This window comes from Pseudomonas sp. AS2.8 (assembly GCF_014190935.1).
In the GTDB taxonomy this organism is placed as follows: domain Bacteria; phylum Pseudomonadota; class Gammaproteobacteria; order Pseudomonadales; family Pseudomonadaceae; genus Chryseomonas.
In genome coordinates, this window is sequence record NZ_JACHVV010000001.1 from 1 (window position 1) to 24,625 (window position 24,625).

25 protein-coding genes are annotated in these 24,625 nt (G+C 66.6%); 14 read left to right on the plus strand and 11 right to left on the minus strand.

Annotated elements, in window-relative coordinates; all coding sequences use genetic code 11:
- Positions 1-570 precede the first annotated feature (570 nt).
- The 4 genes from cmoB to lon form a co-directional block, all read right to left on the minus strand.
- On the minus strand, positions 571-1,539 hold the full coding sequence (gene cmoB / locus FHR73_RS00005) for a tRNA 5-methoxyuridine(34)/uridine 5-oxyacetic acid(34) synthase CmoB (protein WP_183628526.1): 969 nt from the start codon (positions 1,537-1,539) through the stop codon (positions 571-573).
- The gene (gene cmoA / locus FHR73_RS00010) at positions 1,536-2,273 is read right to left on the minus strand and encodes a carboxy-S-adenosyl-L-methionine synthase CmoA (RefSeq protein WP_183628528.1); all 738 of its coding nucleotides are present in this window, start codon (positions 2,271-2,273) and stop codon (positions 1,536-1,538) included. The genes cmoB and cmoA overlap by 4 nt, the downstream gene beginning before the upstream one ends.
- 63 nt (positions 2,274-2,336) lie before the next feature.
- On the minus strand, positions 2,337-2,729 hold the full coding sequence (locus FHR73_RS00015; RefSeq protein WP_183628530.1) for a protease inhibitor I42 family protein: 393 nt from the start codon (positions 2,727-2,729) through the stop codon (positions 2,337-2,339).
- 60 nt (positions 2,730-2,789) lie between these two features.
- Complete coding sequence (gene lon / locus FHR73_RS00020) at positions 2,790-5,180, minus strand: endopeptidase La (RefSeq protein WP_183628532.1); 2,391 nt, start codon at positions 5,178-5,180, stop codon at positions 2,790-2,792.
- 264 nt (positions 5,181-5,444) lie between these two features.
- On the opposite strand from lon, the gene FHR73_RS00025 reads away from it, so the two are divergent.
- The 5 genes from FHR73_RS00025 (at position 5,445) to FHR73_RS00045 (ending at position 10,165) form a co-directional block, all read left to right on the plus strand.
- Positions 5,445-6,074 carry a methylamine utilization protein gene (locus FHR73_RS00025; RefSeq protein WP_183628533.1) on the plus strand — a complete coding sequence of 210 codons (630 nt, stop codon included), beginning with the start codon at positions 5,445-5,447 and terminating at the stop codon, positions 6,072-6,074.
- Positions 6,058-8,376: a bifunctional diguanylate cyclase/phosphodiesterase gene (locus tag FHR73_RS00030; protein ID WP_183628534.1), complete on the plus strand. Its 2,319-nt coding sequence runs from the start codon at positions 6,058-6,060 to the stop codon at positions 8,374-8,376. Before FHR73_RS00025 ends, FHR73_RS00030 begins: the two co-directional genes overlap by 17 nt.
- On the plus strand, positions 8,373-9,224 hold the full coding sequence (locus FHR73_RS00035) for a DUF3034 family protein (RefSeq protein ID WP_183628535.1): 852 nt from the start codon (positions 8,373-8,375) through the stop codon (positions 9,222-9,224). Before FHR73_RS00030 ends, FHR73_RS00035 begins: the two co-directional genes overlap by 4 nt.
- The gene (locus FHR73_RS00040) at positions 9,224-9,649 is read left to right on the plus strand and encodes a group 1 truncated hemoglobin (RefSeq protein ID WP_183628536.1); all 426 of its coding nucleotides are present in this window, start codon (positions 9,224-9,226) and stop codon (positions 9,647-9,649) included. Before FHR73_RS00035 ends, FHR73_RS00040 begins: the two co-directional genes overlap by 1 nt.
- Positions 9,650-9,727: 78 nt before the next feature.
- Entirely contained in the window at positions 9,728-10,165 is a 438-nt protein-coding gene (locus FHR73_RS00045; RefSeq protein WP_183628537.1) for a DNA methylase, read from the plus strand.
- Positions 10,166-10,216: 51 nt separating this feature from the next.
- Here FHR73_RS00045 and FHR73_RS00050 read toward each other — a convergent pair whose 3' ends face one another.
- A complete protein-coding gene (locus FHR73_RS00050; protein ID WP_183628538.1) occupies positions 10,217-11,323 on the minus strand; it encodes an alpha/beta hydrolase in 1,107 nt (368 codons plus the stop codon).
- Here FHR73_RS00050 and FHR73_RS00055 point away from each other — a divergent pair.
- Positions 11,322-11,633 (plus strand): hypothetical protein, encoded by a 312-nt coding sequence (locus FHR73_RS00055; RefSeq protein WP_260175332.1) that lies wholly within the window; start codon positions 11,322-11,324, stop codon positions 11,631-11,633. The genes FHR73_RS00050 and FHR73_RS00055 overlap by 2 nt on opposite strands.
- On the opposite strand, the gene FHR73_RS00060 is transcribed toward FHR73_RS00055, so the two are convergent.
- Positions 11,630-12,613 carry a DctP family TRAP transporter solute-binding subunit gene (locus FHR73_RS00060; protein ID WP_183628540.1) on the minus strand — a complete coding sequence of 328 codons (984 nt, stop codon included), beginning with the start codon at positions 12,611-12,613 and terminating at the stop codon, positions 11,630-11,632. The two genes, FHR73_RS00055 and FHR73_RS00060, sit on opposite strands and share 4 nt — an antisense overlap.
- Positions 12,614-12,779: 166 nt before the next feature.
- On the opposite strand from FHR73_RS00060, the gene FHR73_RS00065 reads away from it, so the two are divergent.
- Positions 12,780-13,613 (plus strand): aldo/keto reductase, encoded by an 834-nt coding sequence (locus tag FHR73_RS00065; protein WP_183628542.1) that lies wholly within the window; start codon positions 12,780-12,782, stop codon positions 13,611-13,613.
- On the opposite strand, the gene mnmC is transcribed toward FHR73_RS00065, so the two are convergent.
- The gene (gene mnmC / locus FHR73_RS00070) at positions 13,610-15,547 is read right to left on the minus strand and encodes a bifunctional tRNA (5-methylaminomethyl-2-thiouridine)(34)-methyltransferase MnmD/FAD-dependent 5-carboxymethylaminomethyl-2-thiouridine(34) oxidoreductase MnmC (RefSeq protein WP_183628544.1); all 1,938 of its coding nucleotides are present in this window, start codon (positions 15,545-15,547) and stop codon (positions 13,610-13,612) included. The genes FHR73_RS00065 and mnmC overlap by 4 nt on opposite strands.
- A gap of 55 nt (positions 15,548-15,602) precedes the next feature.
- Complete coding sequence (locus FHR73_RS00075) at positions 15,603-15,818, minus strand: DUF6316 family protein (RefSeq protein ID WP_132831703.1); 216 nt, start codon at positions 15,816-15,818, stop codon at positions 15,603-15,605.
- Between the two features lie 297 nt (positions 15,819-16,115).
- On the opposite strand from FHR73_RS00075, the gene FHR73_RS00080 reads away from it, so the two are divergent.
- The 7 genes from FHR73_RS00080 (at position 16,116) to FHR73_RS00110 (ending at position 21,503) form a co-directional block, all read left to right on the plus strand.
- Positions 16,116-16,754, plus strand: coding sequence for a peroxiredoxin (locus tag FHR73_RS00080; RefSeq protein WP_027598409.1), 639 nt, complete (start codon positions 16,116-16,118; stop codon positions 16,752-16,754).
- A 164-nt stretch (positions 16,755-16,918) separates the two neighbouring features.
- Positions 16,919-17,506, plus strand: a complete 588-nt coding sequence (gene ssuE / locus FHR73_RS00085) for an NADPH-dependent FMN reductase (protein WP_183628546.1) — start codon at positions 16,919-16,921, stop codon at positions 17,504-17,506.
- Between the two features lie 15 nt (positions 17,507-17,521).
- Entirely contained in the window at positions 17,522-18,487 is a 966-nt protein-coding gene (locus FHR73_RS00090) for a sulfonate ABC transporter substrate-binding protein (RefSeq protein ID WP_183628547.1), read from the plus strand.
- A gap of 23 nt (positions 18,488-18,510) precedes the next feature.
- Positions 18,511-19,659: an FMNH2-dependent alkanesulfonate monooxygenase gene (gene ssuD / locus FHR73_RS00095; protein ID WP_183628549.1), complete on the plus strand. Its 1,149-nt coding sequence runs from the start codon at positions 18,511-18,513 to the stop codon at positions 19,657-19,659.
- 10 nt (positions 19,660-19,669) lie between these two features.
- Complete coding sequence (ssuC, locus tag FHR73_RS00100; RefSeq protein ID WP_183628551.1) at positions 19,670-20,458, plus strand: aliphatic sulfonate ABC transporter permease SsuC; 789 nt, start codon at positions 19,670-19,672, stop codon at positions 20,456-20,458.
- Entirely contained in the window at positions 20,455-21,264 is an 810-nt protein-coding gene (gene ssuB, locus FHR73_RS00105) for an aliphatic sulfonates ABC transporter ATP-binding protein (RefSeq protein ID WP_183628553.1), read from the plus strand. Before ssuC ends, ssuB begins: the two co-directional genes overlap by 4 nt.
- A 23-nt stretch (positions 21,265-21,287) precedes the next feature.
- The gene (locus tag FHR73_RS00110) at positions 21,288-21,503 is read left to right on the plus strand and encodes a molybdopterin-binding protein (protein ID WP_010795839.1); all 216 of its coding nucleotides are present in this window, start codon (positions 21,288-21,290) and stop codon (positions 21,501-21,503) included.
- A gap of 256 nt (positions 21,504-21,759) precedes the next feature.
- Here FHR73_RS00110 and FHR73_RS00115 read toward each other — a convergent pair whose 3' ends face one another.
- From FHR73_RS00115 to FHR73_RS00125, 3 genes are all read right to left on the minus strand, one after another.
- Positions 21,760-22,320 (minus strand): alpha/beta hydrolase, encoded by a 561-nt coding sequence (locus tag FHR73_RS00115; RefSeq protein ID WP_183628555.1) that lies wholly within the window; start codon positions 22,318-22,320, stop codon positions 21,760-21,762.
- Between the two features lie 218 nt (positions 22,321-22,538).
- Positions 22,539-23,159 carry an NAD(P)H-dependent oxidoreductase gene (locus FHR73_RS00120; protein WP_183628557.1) on the minus strand — a complete coding sequence of 207 codons (621 nt, stop codon included), beginning with the start codon at positions 23,157-23,159 and terminating at the stop codon, positions 22,539-22,541.
- Positions 23,146-24,540 carry a class II fumarate hydratase gene (locus FHR73_RS00125; protein ID WP_133862823.1) on the minus strand — a complete coding sequence of 465 codons (1,395 nt, stop codon included), beginning with the start codon at positions 24,538-24,540 and terminating at the stop codon, positions 23,146-23,148. Before FHR73_RS00125 ends, FHR73_RS00120 begins: the two co-directional genes overlap by 14 nt.
- Positions 24,541-24,625 lie beyond the last annotated feature (85 nt).

The window sequence follows — 24,625 nt, forward strand, 5'->3', positions numbered from 1 at the left end:
GTGAAACGATGCATCGCCGATGGTAGTGTGGGGTTTCCCCATGTGAGAGTAGGTCATCGTCAAGCGCCTAACACCCAGCACCCCCGCTCAGTTCATTCTGGCGGGGGTGTTGTCTTTGGGGCGGGAAAAGTTTGGCCGGGCGTCAGGGTGCCGGGGCGCTTGGAGCAGATAATCGGCTAGCGGACGCCTGAGGCTACGGAGCTGAGGTGGCCCTCACCCTAGCCCTCTCCCGGGGGGAAAGGGGACCAGAAGCGGTGCAGCGGAGCGTTTGGTGCAGTGCCTGCCAGAGGGGTGCTGCCTGAAGCTTGCAAGAGCCCAAGAGCCAGAACAGCCCGGCTGCGCCGGGCTGTACTGTTTTAAGCGCAAGAGGCGTAATCGCCCGTGAGGATCAGGCCGTAGGTTGGCGCTGAGCGCAGCGAAGCCCAACGATGAGGTTCACTGCAAATATCGAGAGAATTGGGGAAGGACGCTGAAGGGCCAGGTTTGGATTCCGGATAGCCAGGCTCAGCCCAACCTACGACCGTGTTACGCGAGCAAGAAAAAGCCCGGCAGGTGCAGGGCTTTTTGCGTTCAGGGTTTGCGGGCGATCAGGGTGGCGCGCAGGGGGGCAGGGAGGCCTTCTACCGTCAGGCTGGGATCTTCCGGGTTCAGGAAGTCCGGTAGCGACTGGAAGCCCATCCATTCGGTGGAGCGCTGCTCGTCTACCGTCGTCGGGGTGAGATCCACCAGGCGGATGTGACGATAGCCGGCGCGCTGCAGCCAGAGCTGCAGGGCGGCCGCGGAGGGCAGGAACCAGACGTTGCGCATCTGGGCATAGCGGTCCTCGGGGACCAGGACGGTGGTGGCATCGCCCGCCACGACCAGGGTTTCCAGGACCAGCTCACCGCCGCTGTCGAGGCAGTTCTTCAGGTCCAGCAGGTGGTCGATGGGCGAGCGGCGATGGTAGAGCACGCCCATGGAGAAGACGGTATCGAAGCCGCCGTCCAGGGCGGGCAGTTCTTCCAGCGTCAGTGGCAGGTGCCAGGTGGGCAGGTCGGGCAGATAGCGACGCAGGGCCTGGAACTGGCAGTGGAACAGCCAGTTGGGATCGACGCCCAGGACCAGGCTGGCTCCAGCACCAAGCATGCGCCACTGGTAGTAGCCGTTGCCGCTGCCGACATCCAGGACGCGCTTGCCTTGCAGATCCAGATGAGGGGCGACCCGATCCCATTTCCAGTCAGAGCGCCATTCGGTATCGAGATGAAGATCGAACAGCTGGAAGGGGCCCTTGCGCCAGGGCCGCAGTTGCAGCAGCGCCTCGCGCAGGGCCTGATGCTGCTCCGCGGTAGGAGCGCCGGCGAGGCGAACGGCCTCGCGCAGGTCGACAGCTTCTACCGCGATTTCGGGAAGAGCATCGACACCCGCTTGCCAGCGCTGCAGATCGCCGTGGCCACGAGCGTACTTGGCGGCCAGGACGGCTTCGAGGGACTGGGACCAGGTGGCCAGCGGGGTATCCGCCAGTGCCCGTTGCAGGGCTGCGAGGTAAGAGGGCTGGGTCATGGCAGGGCGATCAGGGAGGTGAAGTTGAGGCATTGGAACCAGGGCACGACGGTGGTGAAGCCGGCGGCCTGCAGGCGCGCCCGGTGTTCGTTCAGGGTGTCGGTGAGCATGACGTTTTCCAGCGCGGTGCGTTTCTGGGCGATTTCCAGCTCGCTGTAGCCATTGGCTCTCTTGAAGTCCAGGTGCAGGCCGTTGAGCAGTGCCTGGGTCTGGGCCTCCGGGAAACGGATCTTTTCCGACAGCAGCAGGGCACCCCCTGGCAGCAGGCTGTCGCGCAGCCGGCTGAGCAGGCCCAGGCGCTGTTCCGGAGCGATGAATTGCAGGGTGAAGTTGAGCGCGATCACCGAGGCCGGTTCGAGCGGGACCTCGAGGATGTCGCCTTCCACGACCTCGACTGGCAGCAACTCCTCGTGCATCGAATCCTGGGCGCTGAGGTATTCGCGGCAGCGGGTGACCATGGCCGTGGAGTTGTCGATGGCCACCACCCGGGTACCCTCGGCGCGGACATGACGGCGCAGGGCCTGGGTCACAGCGCCCAGGGAGCAGCCGAGGTCATAGAGACGGCTATGGGGCTGGGCGAACCGCGCCGCGATGACGCCGAGATTCTCGACGATGGTGGGATAGCCCGGCACGGATCTCTTGATCATGTCGGGAAAGACGCGCACCACGTCTTCGTTGAAGGTGAAGTCGGCAGGAGGCTGCGGCGACGCGAACAGGCGGTCGGCTTCGCTCATGGGCGGTACCTGGAAAATCGAAAGGGGGCATTGTACCCCCGGCAGGCACCGCGGGACGTGGCTTCAGCGGATTTCGATACGGCAGTCGAAGCGCGCCTGGGGCTCGGCTTCGGCATCCCAGGGCTGGCGGGCCTGGAGTTCGAGATGAGCGCTGCCGGCGCTCTGGGCGCGAAAGCGCCAGAGGGACTGACCGGCGCTGCCGATGCCGCCCTGGTCCTGGCGCTGTTCGCGGAAGACTTCCGGGCCGAGTTGCCTGAGGTTGTCGCTGCGCTGGAGGATGGTCCAGCGATAGCCGCTGGTGGGATCGCTGGGCAGGGTCAGGGTCAGTTCCTGGCCGGTGCGCATGGCCAGCGGGGTGCAGTCGCTGTCGTCGCCCAGGATGAGGTTGCCGCTCGGCTGGGTACTGCTACAGCCGGCCAGGAGCAGACAGCCGCAGAACAGAAGACGGTTGGACATGGAAACCTCCGGGGTATGACGGCAAAACGCAGAGCATACCCCAAGAGATTGGCGGTCAGACTAGAAGAGCACCTTGGCCACGTCGGCGAAGCGCTTGGCGAAGTGAACGGTCAGCCCCTCCTTGAGATAGGCGGGCAGCTCTTCGAAGTCGCCGCGATTGGGCTCCGGCAGGATCAGCTCGCTGATTTTCTGCCGCCGCGCCGCGATGACCTTTTCCCGTACCCCGCCGATGGGCAGCACCTGGCCGGTCAGGGTCAGCTCGCCGGTCATGGCCACGTTCTTCTTCGGCGCCTGGTTGCGCGCCAGCGACAGCAGGGCGGAGGCCATGGTGACGCCGGCGCTGGGACCGTCCTTGGGTGTGGCGCCTTCGGGTACGTGCAGGTGGACGAAGGCCTGGTCGAAGAAATTCGGATCGCCCTTGAAGTCCTTGAGATGCGCCGTGACGTAGCTGTAGGCGATCTCGGCGGATTCCTTCATGACGTCACCCAGCTTGCCGGTGAGCTTGAAGCCGCGATTCAGGGTATGGATGCGCGTCGCCTCGATCGGCAGGGTGGCACCGCCCATGCTGGTCCAGGCCAGCCCGGTGATGATGCCGACGCCGGATAGCACCTGTTCCTTGCGGAAAGGCGGCATGCCCAGGTAGTCCTCGAGATCCGAGGCACCGATCTTGACCTTGAGCTTGGGATCCTCGATGAGCCGGACCACCGCCTTGCGCACCAGCTTGCCCAGTTGCTTCTCCAGCTGGCGCACGCCGGCTTCGCGGGCATAGCCCTCCACCAGGGCCTTGAGGGCACTGTCGGTGAGCGTCAGGCGATCCTTGGGCACCCCGGCCTTGTCCAGCTGCTTGGGCCAGAGATGGCGCTTGGCGATGGCCTGCTTTTCCTCGGCGATGTAGCCGGACAGGCGGATGACCTCCATGCGATCGAGTAGGGGACCGGGAATGGAGTCCAGGGTATTGGCGGTACACACGAACAGCACCTTGGACAGGTCCAGGCGCAGATCCAGATAGTGGTCGAGGAAGTCGACGTTCTGCTCCGGATCCAGGGTCTCCAGCAGTGCCGAGGCGGGGTCGCCCTGGTAGCTCTGGCCCATCTTGTCGATCTCGTCGAGCATGATGACCGGATTCATCACCCTGACGTCGCGCAGCGCCTGGACGAGCTTGCCGGGCATGGCGCCGATATAGGTGCGGCGGTGACCCTTGATCTCGGCTTCGTCCCTCATGCCGCCGACGCTGAAGCGATAGAAGGGACGGCCGAGGGATTCGGCGATGGACTTGCCGATGCTGGTCTTGCCCACTCCGGGCGGGCCCACCAGCAGCACGATGGAGCCGGTCACCTCACCCTTGAAGGCGCCCACGGCGAGGAATTCGAGGATGCGATTCTTGATGTCGTCGAGCCCGGCATGGTGGCGGTCGAGCACCTTGCGCGCATGCTTGAGGTCGAGCTTGTCCTGGCCGTGGACGCCCCAGGGCAGGTCGGTGGCCCAATCCAGGTAGTTGCGGGTGACACCGTATTCCGGCGAGCCGGTCTCGAGGATGGACAGCTTGTTCAGCTCGTCCTCGATACGCTTCTGGGCGGCTTCGGGCAGGCTCTTGCCTGCCAGGCGCTGGCGGAAGCTTTCGATGTCGCTGCTGCGATCATCCTTGGTGATGCCCAGCTCCTGCTGGATCAGCTTGAGCTGCTCCTTGAGAAAGAATTCGCGCTGGCGCTCGTTGATCTTGCGATTGACCTCGGCGGACAGCTCCTTCTGCAGGCGGGCGACCTCGACCTCCTTGCGCAGCAGCGGCAGGACCTTTTCCATGCGCTGCAGCATGGGCACGGTATCGAGTACCTGCTGCAGTTCGTCGCCCGGCGCGGTGGTGAGGGCGGCGGCGAAGTCGGTCAGCGGCGAGGGGTCGTTGGGGCTGAAGCGATTGAGATAGTTCTTCAGCTCTTCGCTGTACAGCGGGTTGAGCGGCAGCAGCTCCTTGATGGCGTTGATCAGCGCCATGCCGTAGGCCTTCACCTCGTCACTGGGATCGGGGCTGGGGCGCAGGTGCTCGACCTCCACCAGATAGGGCGGGCGCTGCCGGCGCAGCCAGCCGCGGATACGCACCCGCGACAGGCCCTGGGCGACGAACTGCAGCTTGCCGTCCTGACGGGTGGCATGGTGGATGCGCACCAGGGTGCCGTGCTGCGGCAACTGGTCGGGATCGAAACCCTCGGCATCGCCGGGCTGCTGCTCCATGTAGAACAGCGCCAGGCAGTGGTGGTCGGTCTTGGCCACCAGTTCCAGGGTTTCCGCCCAGGGCTCTTCATTGACGATGACGGGCAGGACCTGGGCCGGAAAGAAGGGCCGGTTGTGGATGGGAATGACGTAGAGCTTGTCGGGAAGATTCTGGCCAGGCAGGACCAGGCCGGTCTGCCCGGCTTCTTCGCTGAGAATATCCGCTTGATTGTCCTGATCGCTCATTGGCGTACCTTGGGCTTGGATGTGAGGCCAACATGGGGCGAGGGCGTCGCTTTTTCAACGCAGGCAAAGACCTGTCCTTCTTGACCGCCGGGTACCGCTCGAAGTGCGACGACCGGGACGAAGCCTGGCCACCGCGGCGATAAAGATTCCCCCGGGACGGCCGCTAAAGCTGAAGTCACGCCGCGAAGCCGGCGAGAGTTTCCAAGGGCGCGTGGTGGAGAACAGCGGGTGAACAAGCATAGGTTTGTGGCGGGATGGTTGGCCTTGGGCCTGGGAGTTGCGCAGGCGGCCGAGGTCGCGGTGCAGGTGGTCGACGGTCAGGGGGCACCCCTGGCCGATGCCGTGGTGATGCTGTCGGGCCAGGGCCTGGTGCCCGAGCGGCATCCAGCGGCCATCGATCAGCAGAATCGGCGGTTCGTCCCCCATGTCCTGGCGGTGGCCACCGGGACGGCGGTGAGCTTTCCCAATACCGATGACATTCGCCACCAGGTCTATTCCTTTTCCAGTCCCAAGCGTTTCGAACTACCGCTCTACCACGGGCTTCCCAGCACGCCGGTGGTGTTCGACCAACCCGGCGTTGTGGTGGTGGGCTGCAACATCCACGACTGGATGGTGGGTTACGTCTACGTGACCGCCGCCGGGCGCTCCGCGGTGACCGACGGTCAGGGCCGCGCCCGACTGGAGGCGCCGGACGGTCATTATCAGCTGGCACTTTGGCATCCCGACCTCAGCGACAAGCAGGAGGTTGCCCAGCCCGCGCTGGATGTGGCGGGCAAGCCGGTGACCCTGAAACTCCAGCTGGCGGTTCAGCCGAAGCCGCAGCCTGCGGAACCGGCGAGCTCGGCTTTCGAGGATGCCTTCCACAAGGCCACGCACGATGAAGCTCATCCATAGTTTCCAGACCCGCATCGCCGGCAGTCTCTTCCTGCTCATGCTGGTGGTCATCACCCTGGTCTATCTGACGGTCAAGGCGGCCACCGAGGCCAGTGCCGTGCGCCAGTCCTATGACCAGCTCGACACCGGGGCGCGGGTGTTCCGCCAGGTGCTGGACGGTCGCTGCCGCCGGCTGAACGATGCGGTGCGGGTGCTCGCCGCCGATTTCGGCTTTCGCGATGCCGTGGCCAGTGGCGATGTGCCGACGCTGAGGTCGGTGCTGGCCAACCATGGCGCCCGGGTGGGGGCGGGCGATACCTACCTGCTGGATCTGGACGGCCGGCTGATCGCCAGCACCGTGGCGGCGCATAGCGAAGGCGAGCGTCTGCCCGTCGCGGTGGCGTCGGGCAATGACGGCAGTTGCGTGCTGGCCGGTACCGGCCTGCCGCAATTGCGGGTCACGGTGCCGGTCCGTGCCCCTGTACCCATCGCCCAGGTGGTGATGAGTTTCGCCATGGATCAGGCCATGGCCGAGGAATTTCGCTCGCTGATCAATCTGGACGTGGTGTTTGTCGGCGAAGCCGCGCTGATGGCCAGTACCCTGCCCGAGGAGCAGGGACGGCTGCTGCTGCATGAGCTGGCGACCTCACCCCAGGGCAGCGATATCTGGCAACTGACCCTGGGCGGCCGACTCTATCAGGTCAAGCGGCTGACCCTCGGCACCGTCGATCATCCGGTACAGGTCTATCTGCTGCGTTCGCTCGACGTGGCCATGGCCGAATTCGAACCCCTGCTCAGGCAACTGGCGCTGATCGCCGGTGGTGCCCTGCTGGCGGCCCTGCTGGGCGCACTGTGGCTGGCACGCAACCTGGCCCAGCCGCTGCGGCAGCTGTCGGTGATGTCCTGGCGGATCGGTCAGGGGGACTATGGGGTCAAGGCGGAGGTCCAGCGCCGCGACGAATTCGGTCGGCTGGCGCAGGTGCTCGAAGAGATGCGCCAGGGGATCGCCGAGCGCGAGCAGCGACTCAACCACAATGCCCTGCACGACGCCCTGACCGGGCTGCCCAATCGCATCCTGGCCGAGGAGCGGCTGCGGGTCTTCATCGCCACCCAGTCCCAGGTGTCGCTGCTGTACCTGGGGCTGGATGGCTTCCAGGCGATCAATGAAAGCGCCGGGGTCGCCGGGGGCGATCGCATCCTGCGGATGGTGGCCGAGCGGGCCCAGGTGCTGCTGGCCGGACGTGGCTGCGTGTCGCGCCCGGTGGGCGATGAATTTCTCGTGCAGTTCTGCCGCGTCGGCCTGGAAGGCGCGGTGGGGCTGGCCGAGCAACTGCGCCTGTCACTGGCCGAACCCATCGAATGGGAAGGTCAGCTGTTTCGTCTGAGTTGCCGGATCGGTGTCGTCGAGTATCCCCGCCATGGCGACGACCCGACCCTGCTGATCGAACGCGCGCGCAGTGCCATGCTCGATGCCGGCCAGGTTCCGGATCGCTTGCGGGTCTATGATGAAGGGCGGGATGCGGCCCAGCAGCGGCGTCTGCAACTGGTCCACGATCTGCCGCTGGCGGGCGAGCGGGGTGAATTGATGCTGGTGTTCCAACCCAAGGTGGCCCTGCAGGGCAGTGGGCCGCACCAGGCCGAGGTCCTGCTGCGCTGGCGCCATGCCGAGCTGGGTATGGTCTCGCCGGGTGAATTCATTCCCCTGGCCGAGCGCAGTGGCAGCATGGCCGGACTCACCCGCTGGGTGATCCAGGCGACCATCCGGCAACTGGCGCTCTGGCAGACCCAGGACCGCGAGGTGAAGGTGTCGGTAAACGTCTCGGCGGTCGACCTGGCCGATGCCCGGTTGCCCGAGCGCGTCATGGGCTGGCTCGATGACGCCGGCGTCTCGGCGCGGCAGCTGACCTTCGAGATCACCGAGAGCGCCATCATGGACGATCCCGAGGCGGCCATCGCGCTGCTGACGCAGCTGTCCGTGCTGGGCATCCGGCTGTCGGTGGACGACTACGGTACCGGGCATGCCTCCCTGGCGCATCTGAAGCGGCTGCCGGTGGACGAATTGAAGATCGACCAGTCCTTCGTGAAGGAACTGGCGCCGGGCAACGATGACGCCGTCATCGTCCGCTCGACCATCGAGATGGGCCACAACCTGGGCCTGGAGGTGGTCGCCGAGGGGGTCGAGGAAGCCCGGGCCCTGGCGCTGTTGCGCAGTTGGGGTTGCGATGTGATCCAAGGCTACTACATCAGCCGCCCGGTGCCGGCTGCGGAATTCGAGGCCTGGATGGAGCGGCAGAGCCAGCCGGTGCTGGAGGCGCTGTCATGAATCACGGCTGGCTGCTGGCTGGCCTGCTGCTGGCGACCGGGGTGCAGGCCGACGGCGGCAAGCTGCTGGCCACCGGCGGCGCCAGCAGTCTGGAAGGCGCGGCGGGCGGCGGCATCACACCCTGGGCGGTGATCGGGGGCTATGGCGAAAGCGGCCAGCCCGGCGCCACGGCCTTTGCCACCCGGGTGTGGACCGGTGACTACCGGCTCGATGCGGCCGGCGTGGCGGTGGCCTACGACAATCGGGTGGAAGTCTCCTATGCCCGGCAGCGCCTGGACATGCCGACCCTGCGCCGCCTGATGAAGCTCGAGGAAGACAGCCTCAGCCAGGACATCGTCGGCGCCAAGGTGCGCCTGGCGGGCGACCTGATCTACGATCGGCTGCCGCAGATCGCCGTGGGCGTGCAGTACAAGCATCAGCGGGATTTCGGCATTCCTGCGGCCGTGGGCGCGCGGCGCGACAGCGATGTCGAGGGCTACCTGGGCGCCAGTCGGCTGTTTCTGGGCGGTGCCTTCGGCTACAACCTCTTGATCAACGTCGGCCTCAGATACAGTCGCGCCAACGAGATGGGGCTGCTGGGCTTTGGCGGCGACCGCAACGACAGCCGCCAATGGCTCAAGGAAGGCTCGGCCGCGGTGTTCTTCAATCCCCGCTGGGCGGTAGGCATGGAGTATCGCGAGAAGCCGCAGAATCTGTCCTTCACCCGGGAGAGCGACTGGGTGGATACCTTCGTCGGTTACTTCCCCAACAAGCAGCTGTCGCTGGTGCTGGCCTATGCCTGGCTGGGCGAGATCGCCACCCTGGACGATCAGCAGGGTCTCTATCTGTCGCTGCAGGGGAGCTATTGATGCCGGCGAGACCCCTGGCGCTGCTGGCGCTGCTGCTGATGCTGGGCTGCACGCCGCAGCCGCCGGCGGGTGATCGGCTCTATCAGGAACTGGGAGGCCAGCCGGGCATCACCCGGATCGTCGAGGGGATGCTGCTCAATGTGGCGCGCGATGGCCGGATCCGCCACTACTTCGCCAACGTCGACATCGCGCGACTGCGCAGTCTGCTCGTCCAGAAATTCTGCGCCGATGCGGGCGGTCCCTGCCGCTATGAAGGGGCGAGCATGGCGGAAAGTCATCGCGGTCTGAATCTGCAACCCGCTGACTTCAATGCCCTGGTGGAAGACCTGCAATTGGCCATGCAGCGCGAGGGCGTCCCGGAGCGGGCGCAGAATGCCCTGCTGGCGCGCCTGGCGCCACAGCGCGGCCAGGTGATCCGGCAGTAGCCTGCCGGCCGTCGCTGTTTTCGAACCTCAACCGCGCGCGATCCTCCCTAGGCAAGACGCCTGCAAGAGGGATGGTGCTTGAGCAAGACGACTTCAGCGGCCGATCTCGGCCTGACACTAACGGTGGACGACGAAGCGGCGCTGTTCGGCTGGTTCCTGGCGAGCTACCTGTTCGGTAAGCGCATCTCCCGGACCATTGCCGCCCAGGCCTGGACGGTGCTCTATCGCACCTACGGTCGCGATACGCCGCGCAAGCTGCTCAACCTGAGCCGGCAGCAACTGGTCAACTATCTCGGCGAGGGGCATTACCGACGTTATGACGAGAGCACGGCCACGCGCCTGCTGGACGTCTGCCACCGCCTGCAGGAGGACTATGGTGGCCGCTTCCTCGACTTGCGTGACTCCAGCACAGATCGTGCGGATTTCGAGCGGCGTTTGCAGACCCTGAAGGGGGTAGGTCCCAAGACCTGCGAGATCTTCATGCGCGAGGCGGGCCCCCTGCTGTTTCCCGGCTGAATGAACACCGTCGGCACGGGGCCGGCGGTGTTCAGGACGAGCGAGCCGCCGTTACTTGCCCAGATCGGCCTTGAGACGGCTGCCGGCATAGGCCTGGGCATCCTTGGCCTTCTGTACCACGGCAGCGGTGCCAAAGAACTCGTGGGTGACACCCGGATAGACCTTGCGCTCCACCTGCACGCCGGCCTGGCGCAGGGCGGTCTCCAGGAAGCCACCGTCGTCACGCAGGGGATCGATCTCGGCATTGACGATGGTCACCGGCGGCAGGCCGGCGAGATCGGCCCGGGTCAGATCCAGGCGCGGATCCTTGAGGTCGGCGGGGGTACGGGTCACCTGCTCGACGAACCACAGCATCATCGGCCGATTGAGCGGCTTTGCGTCGTCGTACTGCTCGTAGGACGGGGTATGGGTGTTGGTCTGGGCCACCGGATAGACCGACAGCACGTGCTTGGGCGCGGTGAGACCGGCCTTGCGTGCCGCCACGGCGGTCGCCACCGCCAGGTTGCCCCCGGCGCTTTCGCCGGCCAGGGCCAGGCGCTGCGGATCGCCATTCAGCGAGCCGGCGTGGGTGGTCACCCAGCGATAGGCCGCCAGGGCGTCGTCGTGGGCGGCGGGAAACTTGTATTCGGGCGCCTGGCGATAGTCCACCGACACCACGATGGCATTGGCCTGCTTGGCCAGGCCGCGGGCGCCACCGTCGTAGACGTTGCGATCGGCGAACACCCAGCCGCCACCGTGGAAGTAGAGGATGACCGGGAAGGGGCCATGGCCTTCGGGGGTGTAGATACGGGCAGGCAGCACACCGGCGGCGCCGTCGACGGCGCGGTCGACACTGGTCACGCCGGGTACCAGGGCCTCGGGCTGGGTGGGACGACCTTCATCCTGCAGGACGCCCTTGACCGCATCGGCGATGGTAGGCTGCTTGCGGGCCTGTTGGGCGGTGAGTTTTTCCACGGCCTTGGGATCGAAGCTGGCGTACTTGTCGAGCACCTTTTGCATGTCGGCATCGGTACGCGCCATGCTCTTGGCATTGCTGACCGCTTCGGCTCCCAGCGAACGTTTTTCCGGATCGCGGGCGCAGCCGGTCAAGGCAAGGCCGGCGCCGACCAGGGCCAGGGCGAGGAGGGTGGGTTTGCTACGCAAGACGGACAGCGGCATGGCGAAAATCCTGTGCGAATTCGAAGGGCTTACCTGCAAACCGACATGCTTATCGCGCGAGAGGTTCCGGCGGGCCGCCGGCAGGTGCCTGGCGATCGGCCTGCTGGGGCTGCTGGGTAACCAGGCCGTCGCCGAGCCGGCGGCCTACTGGCGCTGGCGCAGCAACACGGATGGCCAGGAGTTCTGCACCCAGACGCCGCCGGGCACGGGCTGGGTCCGGATCGCGGGGCCCTTTCGCGATCTGCAGTGTCGCGAGCCGGGCAACCTGCCCTTGCGCCGCTGGGCCGCACCGCCGCAACAGCGCTTCTAGTTCGAGGTCTCGGCGGCCTTGAGCAGGGAGGCGCCGAGCTCGCCTTCGTAGCGTTGCCACACCGGGCGCATGGCCTCGCGCCAGCGTGCCCGTTGCTCGGGCGTGAGGGTGATGATCTCACTGCCGCCCGCGGCGGCGATGCGCGCGCGATCGCGCTGATTTTCCGCCTCGGATTGCTTCTTCACCTCGAAGGTCACCTGGTCGATGATCTCTTCCAGGGTGCTGCGTACGGCGAAGGGCAGGGTGCGCCAGCGATCCGCCTTGACGATCAGCATGTAGTCCAGGGCGCCGTGGTTGCTTTCGGTGAAATAGCGCTGCTGCCCATCGAGGCGCTGGCTCCAGTAGTTGGACCAGGTGTTCTCGGTGGCATTGACGGTGCCGGTGGTGAGCGCCTGCAGGGTCTGGTTGAAGGGCAGCCTGACCGCCGTGGCGCCGAGCGCCTCGAACTGGCTCTGCAAGACGTCGGAATTCTGGATGCGGAACACCAGCCCCCTGGCATCGCCGGGTTCGCGCAAGGGCTTGCGCGCCGCCAGCTGCTTGAGGCCGTTGGGCCAGTAGGCCAGGCCGATGATGCCGGCCGGCTCCAGACTGTGCAGCAGTTGGCGACCACTGGGTCGGGCCTGGAAGTGATCGAGGGCCGCGCGACTCTCGAACAAGAAGGGCAGGTCGAACAGCTTGAGCTTGGGGCTAAGTTCGGTGAGCTTGCTGATCGCCGGCGCGAGGATGTCGACCTTGCCGTCCTGCAGCGCCTGGAGTTCGTCGGCATCAGTGAAGGCCGTGCCGCTGGGCATCACCTCCAGCTGGACCTGCCCGGCGAGGCGCTGCGCCACCAGTTGCTGGAACAGCTGAGCGCCCTTGCCCTTGGGGGTCTCCGGTGCCACCACATGGGAAAACCTCAGAGTAATGACGTCAGCGTAGCTGGACGTCATGGGCAGGGCAGCGGAGAGCAGGGCGCAAAGGCCCAGGATCGACGGTTTCATGGCAGGTCCTGGTGGTTATTCTTGGAATCCTTATAGGCGTACTTTACCAGTGCGACGTCCGGTCGCAGGGCCTGTGGGAAGGCGTTGGCTGCCGTTTGGCGGATGACCGGGAGAATCGGCGTCGCGCTGGCGTTCCAACGTCCACACCCATGAGAAGGATGCGTCCATGAATACCGCTCAAACCGTTCGTTTGCCCGATGGCACTACCGTTCCGGCGCTGGGCCAGGGTACCTGGCGCATGGGCGAGAACGCCGACCTGCATCGCCAGGAGGTCAGCGCCCTGCGCCAGGGCCTGGACCTGGGGCTCACCCTGATCGACACCGCCGAGATGTATGGCGAAGGCCGCGCCGAGGAACTGGTTGGCGAGGCCATCGCCGGGCGGCGGGACGAGGTGTTCCTGGTGAGCAAGTTCTATCCGAAGAACGCCACCGAAGCCGGCGTACCCCTGGCCTGCGAACGCAGCCTGAAGCGCATGGGCACCGATGTCATCGACCTCTATCTGCTGCACTGGCGCGGCCAGGTGCCGCTGATCGAGACGGTCATGGCGCTGGAGAAGCTGCGCGACGAAGGCAAGATCCGCCACTGGGGCGTGTCCAATCTCGACACCAGCGACATGCTCGAACTGAACGATGATCGCTGCAGCGCCAACCAGGTGCTCTACAACCTGGAGCAGCGCGGCATCGAGCACGACCTTCTGCCCTGGAGCCAGCGTCAGCAGATGCCGGTGATGGCCTACTGTCCGCTGGGGCAGGGCGGTGATCTCCTGCGGCATCCCACCTTGGCAACCCTGGCCGAGCGGCATCAGGCCACGCCAGCACAGATCGCCCTTGCCTGGGTACTGCGGCAGCCGGGCGTGATCGCCATTCCCAAGGCCGGCGATGCCGGGCATCTCGAAGAGAACGCGCGGGCCCTGGATCTGCGGTTGAGCGCAGAAGACTTCGCCCTGCTCGACGGTGCCTTCCCGCCGCCGCAAAGCAAGACGCCGCTGGCGATCATCTAGCCGCCGCGGATCAGCCGACGCAGGGGAAAGCGAGAGGGATGGCAGGCTTCGGCCACCCGTCGTGCCACCGGCAGGGGTTCGTCTTCCAGCCAGGCCGCCAGCAGTTCGGCGGCCAGCAGGGTGGTGACCAAGCCGCGCGAGCCATGGGCCAGATTGAGATAGAGTCCCTCGCGCCAGGGCGCTGCCTGCTCCGGTACCTGGCGGGCATCGTAGGCCAGCGCCTGGTATTGCTGGGCGAAGGCGGCTTCGTCCACGACCGGGCCGACCAGGGGCAGATAGTCCGGCGAGGTGCAGCGAAAGGCCACCCGACCTTCCAGCGTTTCGGCCGCGTAGCCGGTGGCCAATGTCGGCGACAGTTCGGCGAGCAGGCGCAGGTTGCTCTGGTGTTCCGCCTGGCTGGGCTCGGTGTCGTCCCGGTCGAAGACGAAACTGGCGCCCAGGCAATGCCGACCTTCCCGTGCCGGGGCGAGATAGCCCTCGCCGCAGACCACGGTCGCCAGTGCCTGGCTGTCCAGGGTTTCCGGCAGCGCGGACAGCTGTCCGCGGATCGCTTTGAGTGGCAGTCCGGGCAGCAGCGTCCTGGCCTGGGCGGCGCTGGCTATCACGACCACCGTCGCCGCCAGCGCCGCATCTTGGGTGCTGGCCTGCCAGCCGTGCCCGGTCTGCTGCAGGGCGATCACCTCGGTATGGGTGACCAGCTCGATATTCGGATGGGTCAGCCAGTGCGCGCACAGGGCGGGCGGATGTACCCAGCCCCCTTCCGGAAAGAACAGGCCGCCCGCCGTCAGACCGATTCCGGCCGTGTCGCTGGCAGCTTCGCTATCCAGGGGATGCAGCAGAGCGGCGGGAAAGTGCGCCGCCAATTGCGCCTGCCGCTGGGCGTCCTTGTCCGTCAGCGCCAGTTGCAGCACCCCGCAGGGTGACCAGGCAGCGCCCTTTGGCAGGGCCTGCAATTCGCGCAGGGTCAGGCCGAAGCCATCGAGGATCAGCCGACTGAGCGGGGTGTCATGGGCCGACAGCTTGAGATAGAGCACACCCTGGGGATTGCCGGAGGCTTCCTGGGCGGGCGCCCCGTGGCGCTCGACGACCCTGACCTGCCAGCCGCGGCGCGCGAGGCTGGCGGCGGTGGCGCAACCGGCCAGGCCGGCGCCTATGACCAGCGCCGTGCGCGGGCCCTGGGGGCGCGGTGGGCGGGTATACCAGGGTACGGCGGCAGAGGTGACCGGGCGCTCCAGGGCGCCGGCCAGCATTTCCCGCTTGTGGCCGAAGCCGGGCACCTTGGCCATGGCGAAGCCGGCCTCGTTCAGGCCACGGCGGACGAAGCCGGCACAGGTGAAGGTCGCCAGGGTGGTGCCGGCATGGGACAGCCGCGCCAGTTCGGCGAACAGCGCGGGCGTCCACATCTCGGGATTCTTGGCCGGGGCGAAGCCGTCCAGGAACCAGGCGTCGCACCGGGCATCCAGTTCGGGCAGGCGCTCCAGCACATCGCCGACCAGCAGGGTCAGGGTGACGCGCCCGTCCTCCAGGACCAGCCGCTGGAAGCCCGGATGAATGGCCAGGTACTGCCGCTGCAGCGCCGCGCTGTAGGAGGCGAGTTCCGGCCAGAGGGCTAGCGCCTGGGCGAGATCGGCAGCGGTCAGCGGAAAGCGCTCGACGCTGACGAAATGCAGGCGCGCCTCCCTGGGTGCCAGGGTGGCGAAGAGTTGCCAGGCGCAGAGGAAATTGAGACCGGTGCCGAAGCCCGTCTCGCCAATGGTAAAGACTTCTCCCGGCGCCAGCGCGGCGAAGCGTTCGGCTAGGCGATTCTGCTGCAGGAAGACGTAGCGCGTCTCTTCCAGACCGCTGGCGCGGGAAAAGTAGACATCGCCATAGGTGCGGGAGAGGGGTTGCCCGGAGGCGTCCCAGTCGAGCTGGGCGTGCTGGAAGTCGGTCATGAGCGGCGCGGCCTGGAGTTCAGGGCGCGCAGTCTAAAGGATCGAGCGCAGGCGGTCAGACGTTGCTGACGGATTGGCGCATCAGCCCCTGAGAGGTCTGCAACCGCTCGACATAGCGGTCGATCTGGTTGAGGGCTTCTTCGCGGCTGAAGAAGGGGCCCTCCAGGGTGCCTTCGCGGGTGGTGAAGAAGAATTGGCCGTTGACCACGCTGACGCGCTCGCTACGGAAATGGGTGCTGGCACCGGGGTCGTCATTGCGTTTGCCGAACATGAGAATCTCCTCCTCGTCTTGCCAACAGACCATGGCGAGCGCTGCGGGTTGCCCCGCTCGGCCGAATTGCGGTCCGTCGATCTTCCTTAGGTGTAGCACCCTAGCGGCCGCTGCGCCTGGGTGGAAAAAGCGCGACGAAATTGTGAGGGTGATCACGCAGCGCGTGGCGCAGCCGTCAGGGGATGGCCCAGGCTGGGTCGGCTTTCGCGTTATAACCACAGCGTGATCCGATCTTTCCCGCCCGCGCTGGTGGGCGGCATAGTGCCGCTATCCCTACCTGCATCAGGAGAACTGCCAATGACCATCCGTCTGGGCGACATCGCCCCCGATTTCGAACAGGATTCCAGCCTGGGTCGCATCCGCTTCCACGAGTGGCTGGGCGACAGCTGGGGCGTGCTCTTCTCCCATCCCGCCGACTTCACCCCGGTCTGCACCACCGAGCTGGGCCTCACCGCTAAGCTCAAGGACGAATTCGCCAAGCGCGACGTCAAGGTGATCGCCCTCTCGGTGGACGGCCTGGAATCGCACCAGGGCTGGATCAAGGACATCGAGGAAACCCAGGCCACCGCCGTGGGCTTTCCGATCCTGGCCGATGCCGATCGCAGCGTCTCGACCCTCTACGACATGATCCACCCCAATGCCAACGACACCCTCACGGTGCGCTCGCTGTTCGTCATCGATCCGCAAAAGAAGGTGCGGCTGTCGATCACCTATCCGGCCAGCACCGGGCGCAACTTCGACGAGATCCTGCGGGTCATCGATTCCCTTCAGCTCACCGACAACCACAAGGTGGCGACCCCGGGCAATTGGAAGGATGGCGACGACGTGGTCATCGTGCCGTCGCTCAAGGACGAGGAAGAACTCAAGCGGCGTTTCCCCAAGGGCTACACCGCGGTGAAACCCTACCTGCGTCTGACCCCCCAGCCCAACCGCTGAAATCTCCTGCGACAACCAGACCCCGGCCCAGGCCGGGGTTTTGTTTTTCTGGTTATAACCAAGTGCCGAAAGGGTATTTTTAGGGAATAAACACCCGCTGCTAAGGTCCGCTCATTCCTTTTTCGAGCGGCGCGACACCGCTCTTTTTTCTCTAGGAGACGGCGATGCAGGTGGTGACTTTGGCAGGCAGTCCGGCAGCGCGGTCGCGCTCCAGCGGCGTGCTGGATCTGGCAGCGAACTGGCTGCAGGGGCGCGGCGTGGAATTGTCCCGCTGGCGCATCCAGGACTTTCCCGCCGCCGACCTCATTGGCGCCCGTTTCGACAGCCCGCCCGTGGTGGAGCTGATCGCCCAGCTGCAGGCCGCCGATGGCCTGGTGATCGCCACCCCGGTCTACAAGGCCTCGCTGGCCGGCGCCCTCAAGACCCTGCTGGACCTGCTCCCGGAGCGCGCCCTGACTCATAAGGTGGTACTGCCGCTGGCCACCGCCGGTTCCAGCGGTCACCTGCTGGCCATCGACTACGCGCTGAAGCCGGTGCTCTCGGCGCTCAAGGCCCAGGAAATCCTCAACGGCGTCTTCGCCGACGACAGCCAGGTCAGCTACACCGAGACCGGGGTCGCCCTGACCCCGGCGCTGGAGCAGCGCCTGCACGAGTCCCTCGAACAATTCCACGCGGCCCTGGTGCGGCGTCCCCAACCCCTGACCCCCGAGCTCCTCGCCGATCGCATCGGCCAGGCGCGCTGGGGCATCTGACCAGGAGCGTTAGCCATGCAGTTCTCCTTCACGCGTTCGCTGCTCGCCGTTTCCCTGCTGACCCTGGCCGCCGGCCTGGCCCAGGCGGAAGAGACGGTGCGCATCGGCTACCAGAAGTACGGCACCCTGATCACTCTCAAGGCCCGCGGCACCCTGGAGCAGCGCCTGGCGAAGGACGGCGTCAAGGTGCAGTGGACCGAATTCCCCGGCGGCCCGCAGCTGCTGGAGGGCCTCAACGTCGGCAGCATCGATTTCGGCGTGACCGGGGAGACGCCACCGGTATTCGCCCAGGCGGCCGGTGCCGATCTGGTCTATGTGGCCCACGAACCCCCGGCGCCCACCAGCGAGGCCATCCTGGTGCCCAAGGATTCGCCGATCCAGTCGCTGGTCGATCTCAGGGGCAAGAAGATCGCCCTGAACAAGGGCTCCAACGTCCATTACCTGCTGGTGCAGGCGCTGGCCAAGGCCGGCATCGACTACAAGGACATCCAGCCGGTCTATCTGCCGCCCGCCGATGCCCGGGCCGCCTTCGAGCGTGGCGCGGTGGATGCCTGGGTGATCTGGGATCCCTACCAGGCCGCCGCCGAGACCCAGTTGCAGGCACGCACCCTGACCGATGCCACCGGCCTCGCCGACAACCACCAGTTCTATCTGGCCACCCGCAGCTTCGCCAAGGCCCATCCCGAACAGGTCGGCGCCATCGTCGACGAGGTGCGTTCGGTGGGCGAGTGGGCCAGGGCCCACCCCGACCAGGTGGCCGCCCAGGTGGCGCCGCTGCTGAACCTGCCGCTGGACACCGCCGAACGGGTGGTCAAGCGCCAGGGCTATGGCGCCCGGTTCATCAGTCCCGAGGTGGCCGAACAGCAGCAGAAAATCGCCGACGCCTTCACCGCCCTCAAGTTGATTCCCAAGCCGCTGGTCATCCGCGACGTGGTGTGGACCCCGCCCGCCAGTCTGCAGACCGCTGCCGCCAAACCCTGATTTCGCCTGCTGGAGAAAGCCCCATGAGTCTCGATATCTTCTGGTTCCTGCCGACCCACGGCGATGGCCACTACCTGGGTACCGCCGAAGGCGCCCGCGCCGTCGACCACGGCTACCTGACCCAGGTCGCCCAGGCCGCCGACCGCCTGGGCTTCGGTGGGGTGCTGATCCCCACCGGCCGCAGTTGCGAGGACTCCTGGCTGGTGGCCGCCTCGCTGATCCCGGTCACCCAGAAACTCAAGTTCCTGGTGGCCCTGCGCCCCGGGATCATCTCGCCCACCGTGGCGGCGCGGCAGGCGGCCACCCTGGATCGCCTCTCCGGCGGCCGGGCGCTGTTCAACCTGGTCACCGGCGGCGATCCCGACGAACTGGCCGGTGACGGCCTGCACCTGTCCCACAGCGAAAGATACGAAGCCTCGGTGGAATTCACCCGCATCTGGCGTCGCGTGCTGGAAGGCGAGACGGTGGACTACGACGGCAAGCACATCCAGGTGAAGGGCGCCAAGCTGCTCTATCCGCCACTGCAGCAACCGCGCCCGCCGCTGTACTTCGGCGGCTCCTCCGATGCTGCCCAGGACCTGGCCGCCGAGCAGGTGGAGCTCTACCTGACCTGGGGCGAACCCCTGGACGCGGTGCGCGAGAAGATCGAGGCGGTCAAGGCCAAGGCGGCCGCCCAGGGCCGCACGGTGCGCTTCGGCATCCGCCTGCACGTGATCGTCCGCGAGACCAATGAAGAGGCCTGGAAGGCCGCCGACCGGCTGATCGCCAACCTGGACGACGCCACCATCGAAAAGGCCCAGGCCGCCTTCGCCCGCTTCGACTCGGTCGGCCAGCAGCGCATGGCCGCCTTGCACGGGGGCCGTCGCGACAAGCTGGAGATCGCCCCCAACCTCTGGGCCGGTGTCGGCCTGGTGCGGGGCGGCGCCGGGACCGCGCTGGTCGGCGACGGTCCCACCGTGGCCGCCCGGGTCAAGGAATATGCCGCCCTGGGCATCGATACCTTCATCTTCTCCGGCTATCCGCACCTGGAAGAATCCTATCGGGTGGCCGAACTGCTGTTCCCGCACCTGCCGGTCAAGCGGCCGACCCAGGTTGAGGGCGCCAACTACGTGAGTCCCTTCGGCGAGATGGTGGCCAACGACATCCTGCCGCAGAAAGCGGCGCAGAGCTGAGGGGGCGGGCATGAACAGCACGACCGAGCGTCAACTGCAGCGCCTGGCACCCTGGGTGGTGCCGGTGGCCCTGATCGTCGCCTGGCAGCTGGCGGTCAGCAGCGGCCTGCTGTCCAGTCGCATCCTGCCGTCGCCGGCAGCGGTGCTGGAAGCGGGCTGGAGCCTGGTCAAGAGCGGTGAGCTCTGGCAACACCTGGCCATCAGCGGCTGGCGCGCCGGCATCGGCTTCGCCATCGGCGGCAGTATCGGCCTGGCGCTGGGCTTCATCACCGGGCTGTCGAAATGGGGCGAGCGTCTGCTCGACAGCACCTTGCAGATGGTGCGCAACGTGCCGCACCTGGCGCTGATCCCGCTGGTGATCCTCTGGTTCGGCATCGACGAGTCGGCCAAGTTGTTCCTGGTGGCCCTAGGGGTGTTCTTCCCCATCTACCTCAACACCTACCACGGCATCCGCAACGTCGATCCGGCGCTGGTGGAGATGGCCCGCAGCTATGGCCTCTCCGGGGCGCGGCTGTTCTGGCACGTGATACTGCCGGGCGCCTTGCCGGCCATCCTGGTGGGGGTGCGCTTCGCCCTCGGCCTGATGTGGCTGACGCTGATCGTCGCCGAGACCATATCCGCCAGCTCCGGCATCGGCTACCTGGCGATGAACGCGCGGGAATTCCTGCAAACCGACATCGTGGTGCTGGCCATCCTGCTCTACGCCGTACTTGGCAAGCTGGCGGATCTCGCCGCCCGCGGCCTGGAACGTGCCTGGCTGCGCTGGCACCCGGCCTATCAGAAGGGAGCCCACGCATGACCAGTCTGCAAGCCGTTCCGCCGTTGGCGCGGGGCATCGCCCTGAAGCTGCAACAGGTGGTCAAGACCTTTGGCGAGCGCACCGTGCTCCATGGGATCGATCTGGAGATCCCGGCCGGCCAGTTCGTCGCCGTGGTGGGCCGCAGTGGTTGCGGCAAGAGCACCCTGCTGCGCCTGGTGGCCGGTCTCGACCGTGCCAGCGGCGGCAGCCTGCTGGGTCAGGACGAGCCCCTGGCGGAGCACCGCGAAGACACCCGGCTGATGTTCCAGGACGCGCGCCTGCTGCCCTGGAAACGCATCATCGACAACGTCGGCCTGGGCCTCAAGGGCGACTGGAAGCCTAAGGCGCTGGAAGCCCTGGCGGCGGTCGGCCTGGCGGATCGTGCGGGTGAATGGCCGTCGGCGCTCTCCGGCGGCCAGAAGCAGCGCGTGGCCCTGGCCCGCGCTCTGATCCACCAGCCGCGCCTGCTCTTGCTGGACGAGCCGCTGGGCGCCCTGGATGCCTTGACCCGCATCGAGATGCAGCAACTCATCGAGGGCCTCTGGCAGCGCCACGGCTTCACCGTGCTGCTGGTGACCCACGACGTGGGCGAGGCGGTAGCCCTGGCCGACCGCGTGGTGCTCATCGAAGACGGCCATGTCGGCCTGGATCTCGACGTCAACCTGGCGCGTCCCCGGGCCGCCGGCGATGCCCAGCTGGCCCGCCTGGAAGCCGAGGTACTGGCCCGGGTGCTGCAGCAGCCGCTCAATCCCGATCTACCCGAAATCGTGCAACCCCTGCCCACGCAACTGCGCTGGGCCTACTGATCGTTCATCCGAGGAGTTCTGCCATGACCATCAAGGCCATCAACGTTCGTAACCAGTTCAAGGGCACCATCAAGGAAATCATCGAGGGCTCGGTGCTCTCCGAGATCGACGTCCAGACCGCCGCCGGCATCGTCACCTCCGTCATCACCACCCGCTCGGTCAAGGAGCTGGAACTGGTGGTGGGCAGCGAGGTGATCGCCTTCGTCAAATCCACCGAGGTGTCCATCGCCAAGCTGTGATGCGGCCCTGGTGGTGAGGAAACCCGCCCTGGTGGCGGGTTTTTTTGGCTTCGGAGTTGTTGGGCTTCGCTGCGCTCAACCCAACCTACGTTCTCGCGCTACTCCGTAGGTTGGGTTGAGCGCCAGCAAAGCCCAACACCAGGCTTGAGAGGGCAAATGCCCCGGGCGCCGCTGCCAGGGCAGAAATGCCAACGCCCCGGCTGAGCCAGGGAAGCGCCTGGGGCCGGGCGTTGTGAGAGATTTGGAAGGGCAGGGATCAGGCGACGCGCAGGCCCTGGCTCGACCCCAGCTTGGCCAGGTGGATCAGGCCTTCTTCCCACTGCCGATGCCCGGAGCGGGTGTTGATATGGCCGGCACCCGGGAGGATGTCCAACTCGCTGCCCCAGGCCTTGGCCAGGGCTTCGGCCCGCGGCAGGCTGATGGCGTGGTCGTTGTCCGAGGTCACTATCCTGGAAGGGAAGGGCAGTGGCTGCCGCGGCAAGGGCGCGAAACCCACCAGTTCCGCCGGGCAACCCGGGCGCTCGACGTCGGCCGGCGCCACCAGCAAGGCCGCCAGCACCCGCTGCCGGCGGGCCACCGGGGCGCTGGCCGCCCAGCGGGCGACGGTCACGCAGCCCAGGCTATGGGCGATCAGCACCACCGGCGCATTGGCCTGGGCGATGGCCGCGTCGAGGGCGGCGACCCAGCGCTGCGGATCGGGATGCTGCCAGTCGTCCTGTTCGACCCGTCGGGCATCCGGCAGACGGCGCTGCCAGTGGGTCTGCCAGTGATCGGGGCCGGAGCCTTGCCAGCCGGGAAGGATGAGATAGCGGGTCATGGCGGTGTTCCGCGGACGAAAGGGGAGCGTCGATAGTGCCGGTGCTTGATCCGCAGGAGAAAGAATAAAAGGCGCTTTGGTTATGCCTGGAGCTTGCGTCGTGGTAGACCCGTAGGTTGGGCTGAAACAGCGCCATCGGCGAAGCCCAACGGGGCCGATGTCGAGTTGCCGTTGGGTTTCGCTGGCGCTCCACCCAACCGACAAAGGACTTAGCTGGACTACTCGTTGCGCCCCAGCCTTTCCACTTCCTGCAACCAGCGCAGCCGCTGCTCCTCGTCCGCCGCCCGCACCGGCGAGTACTCGTGGACCTGCAGCACCTGGATGCCACAGGCCTCGAGACCTTCCTGGATGCCCTGGCGATGGGGGGCCTGGTTGCGCAGGCGCTGCCAGGGCGAGGGCGGGGTGTCGGAGGTGACCAGCAGCTCGGCGCTGCGCCCGGTCAGCAGCGGCTCGCCGCCCCAGGTCTGGTCGCGCTGGGCGAAGGCGAAGCCCGGTTGCAGCACCCGTTCGAGAAAGCCCGCCAGCACCGCTGGCAGGCCGTTCCACCACACCGGGTAGATGAACACCAGGTGCTCCGCCCAGTGGATCTGCCGCTGGGCTTCCAGCAGGTCCGGCTCCAGGGGCTGCGAGAGGTCATAGCCCTCGCGCAGCACCGGATCGAATTGCGCCTCGGCCAGCTTCAGCTGACGCACCACCTGGCCAGTGGCCTGGGCGCCCTGCACATAGGCGTCGGCCAGCGACTGGCAGAAACTGGTGCGCTTGGGATTGCCCTGGATGACCAGCAGGCGCCGGCCATCCCCTTCCAGCGGCGTAGCGCCGCGAACTTCAGCCACGGCCACCGGCTTCCAGCATGGTTTCCGGACGTACCCACTCGTCGAACTGCGCATCGGTCAGGTAGCCGAGTTCCAGCGCGGCGGCGCGCAGGGTCTTGTTTTCGCCATAGGCCTTCTTGGCGATCTCGGCGGCCTTGTCATAGCCGATGTGCGGATTGAGCGCCGTCACCAGCATCAGCCCCTGTTCCAGGTGCTCGGCCATCTTGTGCTCGTCCGGCTCCATGCCGGTGACGCAATGGGTGTTGAAGTTGCGACTGCCATCGGCCAGCAGGCGGATGGATTCCAGCACGTTGTGGGCGATCACCGGCTTGTAGACGTTGAGCTGCAGATGACCTTGGCTCGCGGCGAAACCGACGGTGACGTCATTGCCGATCACCTGGCAGGCCAGCATCGACAGGGCCTCGCACTGGGTCGGGTTGACCTTGCCCGGCATGATGGAGCTGCCCGGTTCGTTGGCCGGCAGCTTCACCTCGGCGAAACCGGCGCGCGGGCCGGAGCCCAGCAGGCGCAGGTCGTTGGCGATCTTCATCAGCGCCACGGCCAGGGTCTTGAGTCCACCGTGCAGGGCCACCAGCGGCTCATGGCCGGCGAGGGCGGCGAACTTGTTCGGCGCGGTGACGAAGGGCAGGCCGGTGAGTTCGGCGATTTCCTTGGCGATGGCTTCGTCGAAGCCCTTGGGCGCATTAAGGCCGGTGCCCACGGCGGTGCCGCCCTGGGCCAGTTCCAGGACCGCCGGCAGGGCATTGCGGATGGCTCGCTCGGCCAGATCCAGCTGGGCGACGAAGGCCGACAGCTCCTGGCCGAAGGTCACCGGAGTGGCGTCCATCATGTGGGTGCGGCCGGTCTTGACCAGGTTCTGATAGCGCGCCGATTGCAGCGCCAGGCCGCCGGACAGCTCGGCGATGGCCGGCAGCAGGTCGTTCTGCACCGCCAGGGCGGTGGCGATGTGCATGGCGGTGGGGAAGCAGTCGTTGGAACTCTGGCCGCGATTGACGTGGTCGTTGGGATGGACCGGCTGCTTGCCGCCCATGCCGTTGCCGGCCAGCTCGTTGCTGCGCCCGGCGATGACCTCGTTGACGTTCATGTTGCTCTGGGTGCCGCTGCCGGTCTGCCAGACCACCAGGGGAAACTGGTCATCGTGGAAGCCGTCGAGGATCTCGCTGCTGGCCTTCTCGATCAGGGTGGCGACGTCTTCCGGCAATTCGCCAAGGCGCAGATTGACCCGCGCGGCCGCCTTCTTCACCGTCGCCAGGGCATGCACCACCGCCAGCGGCATCTGCTGGTTGCCGATGGCGAAGTTTTCCAGCGACCTCTGGGTCTGGGCGCCCCAGTAGACGTCGTCGGCTACTTCGATGGGGCCGATGCTATCGGTTTCGGTGCGGCTCATGGCGGTCTCCGTAGATGAGATAGGGTCCAGCTAACTTGGGCAGCAGGTTAGCGCCAGGGTTCCCAAATGGGAAGTGTTCTCAAAT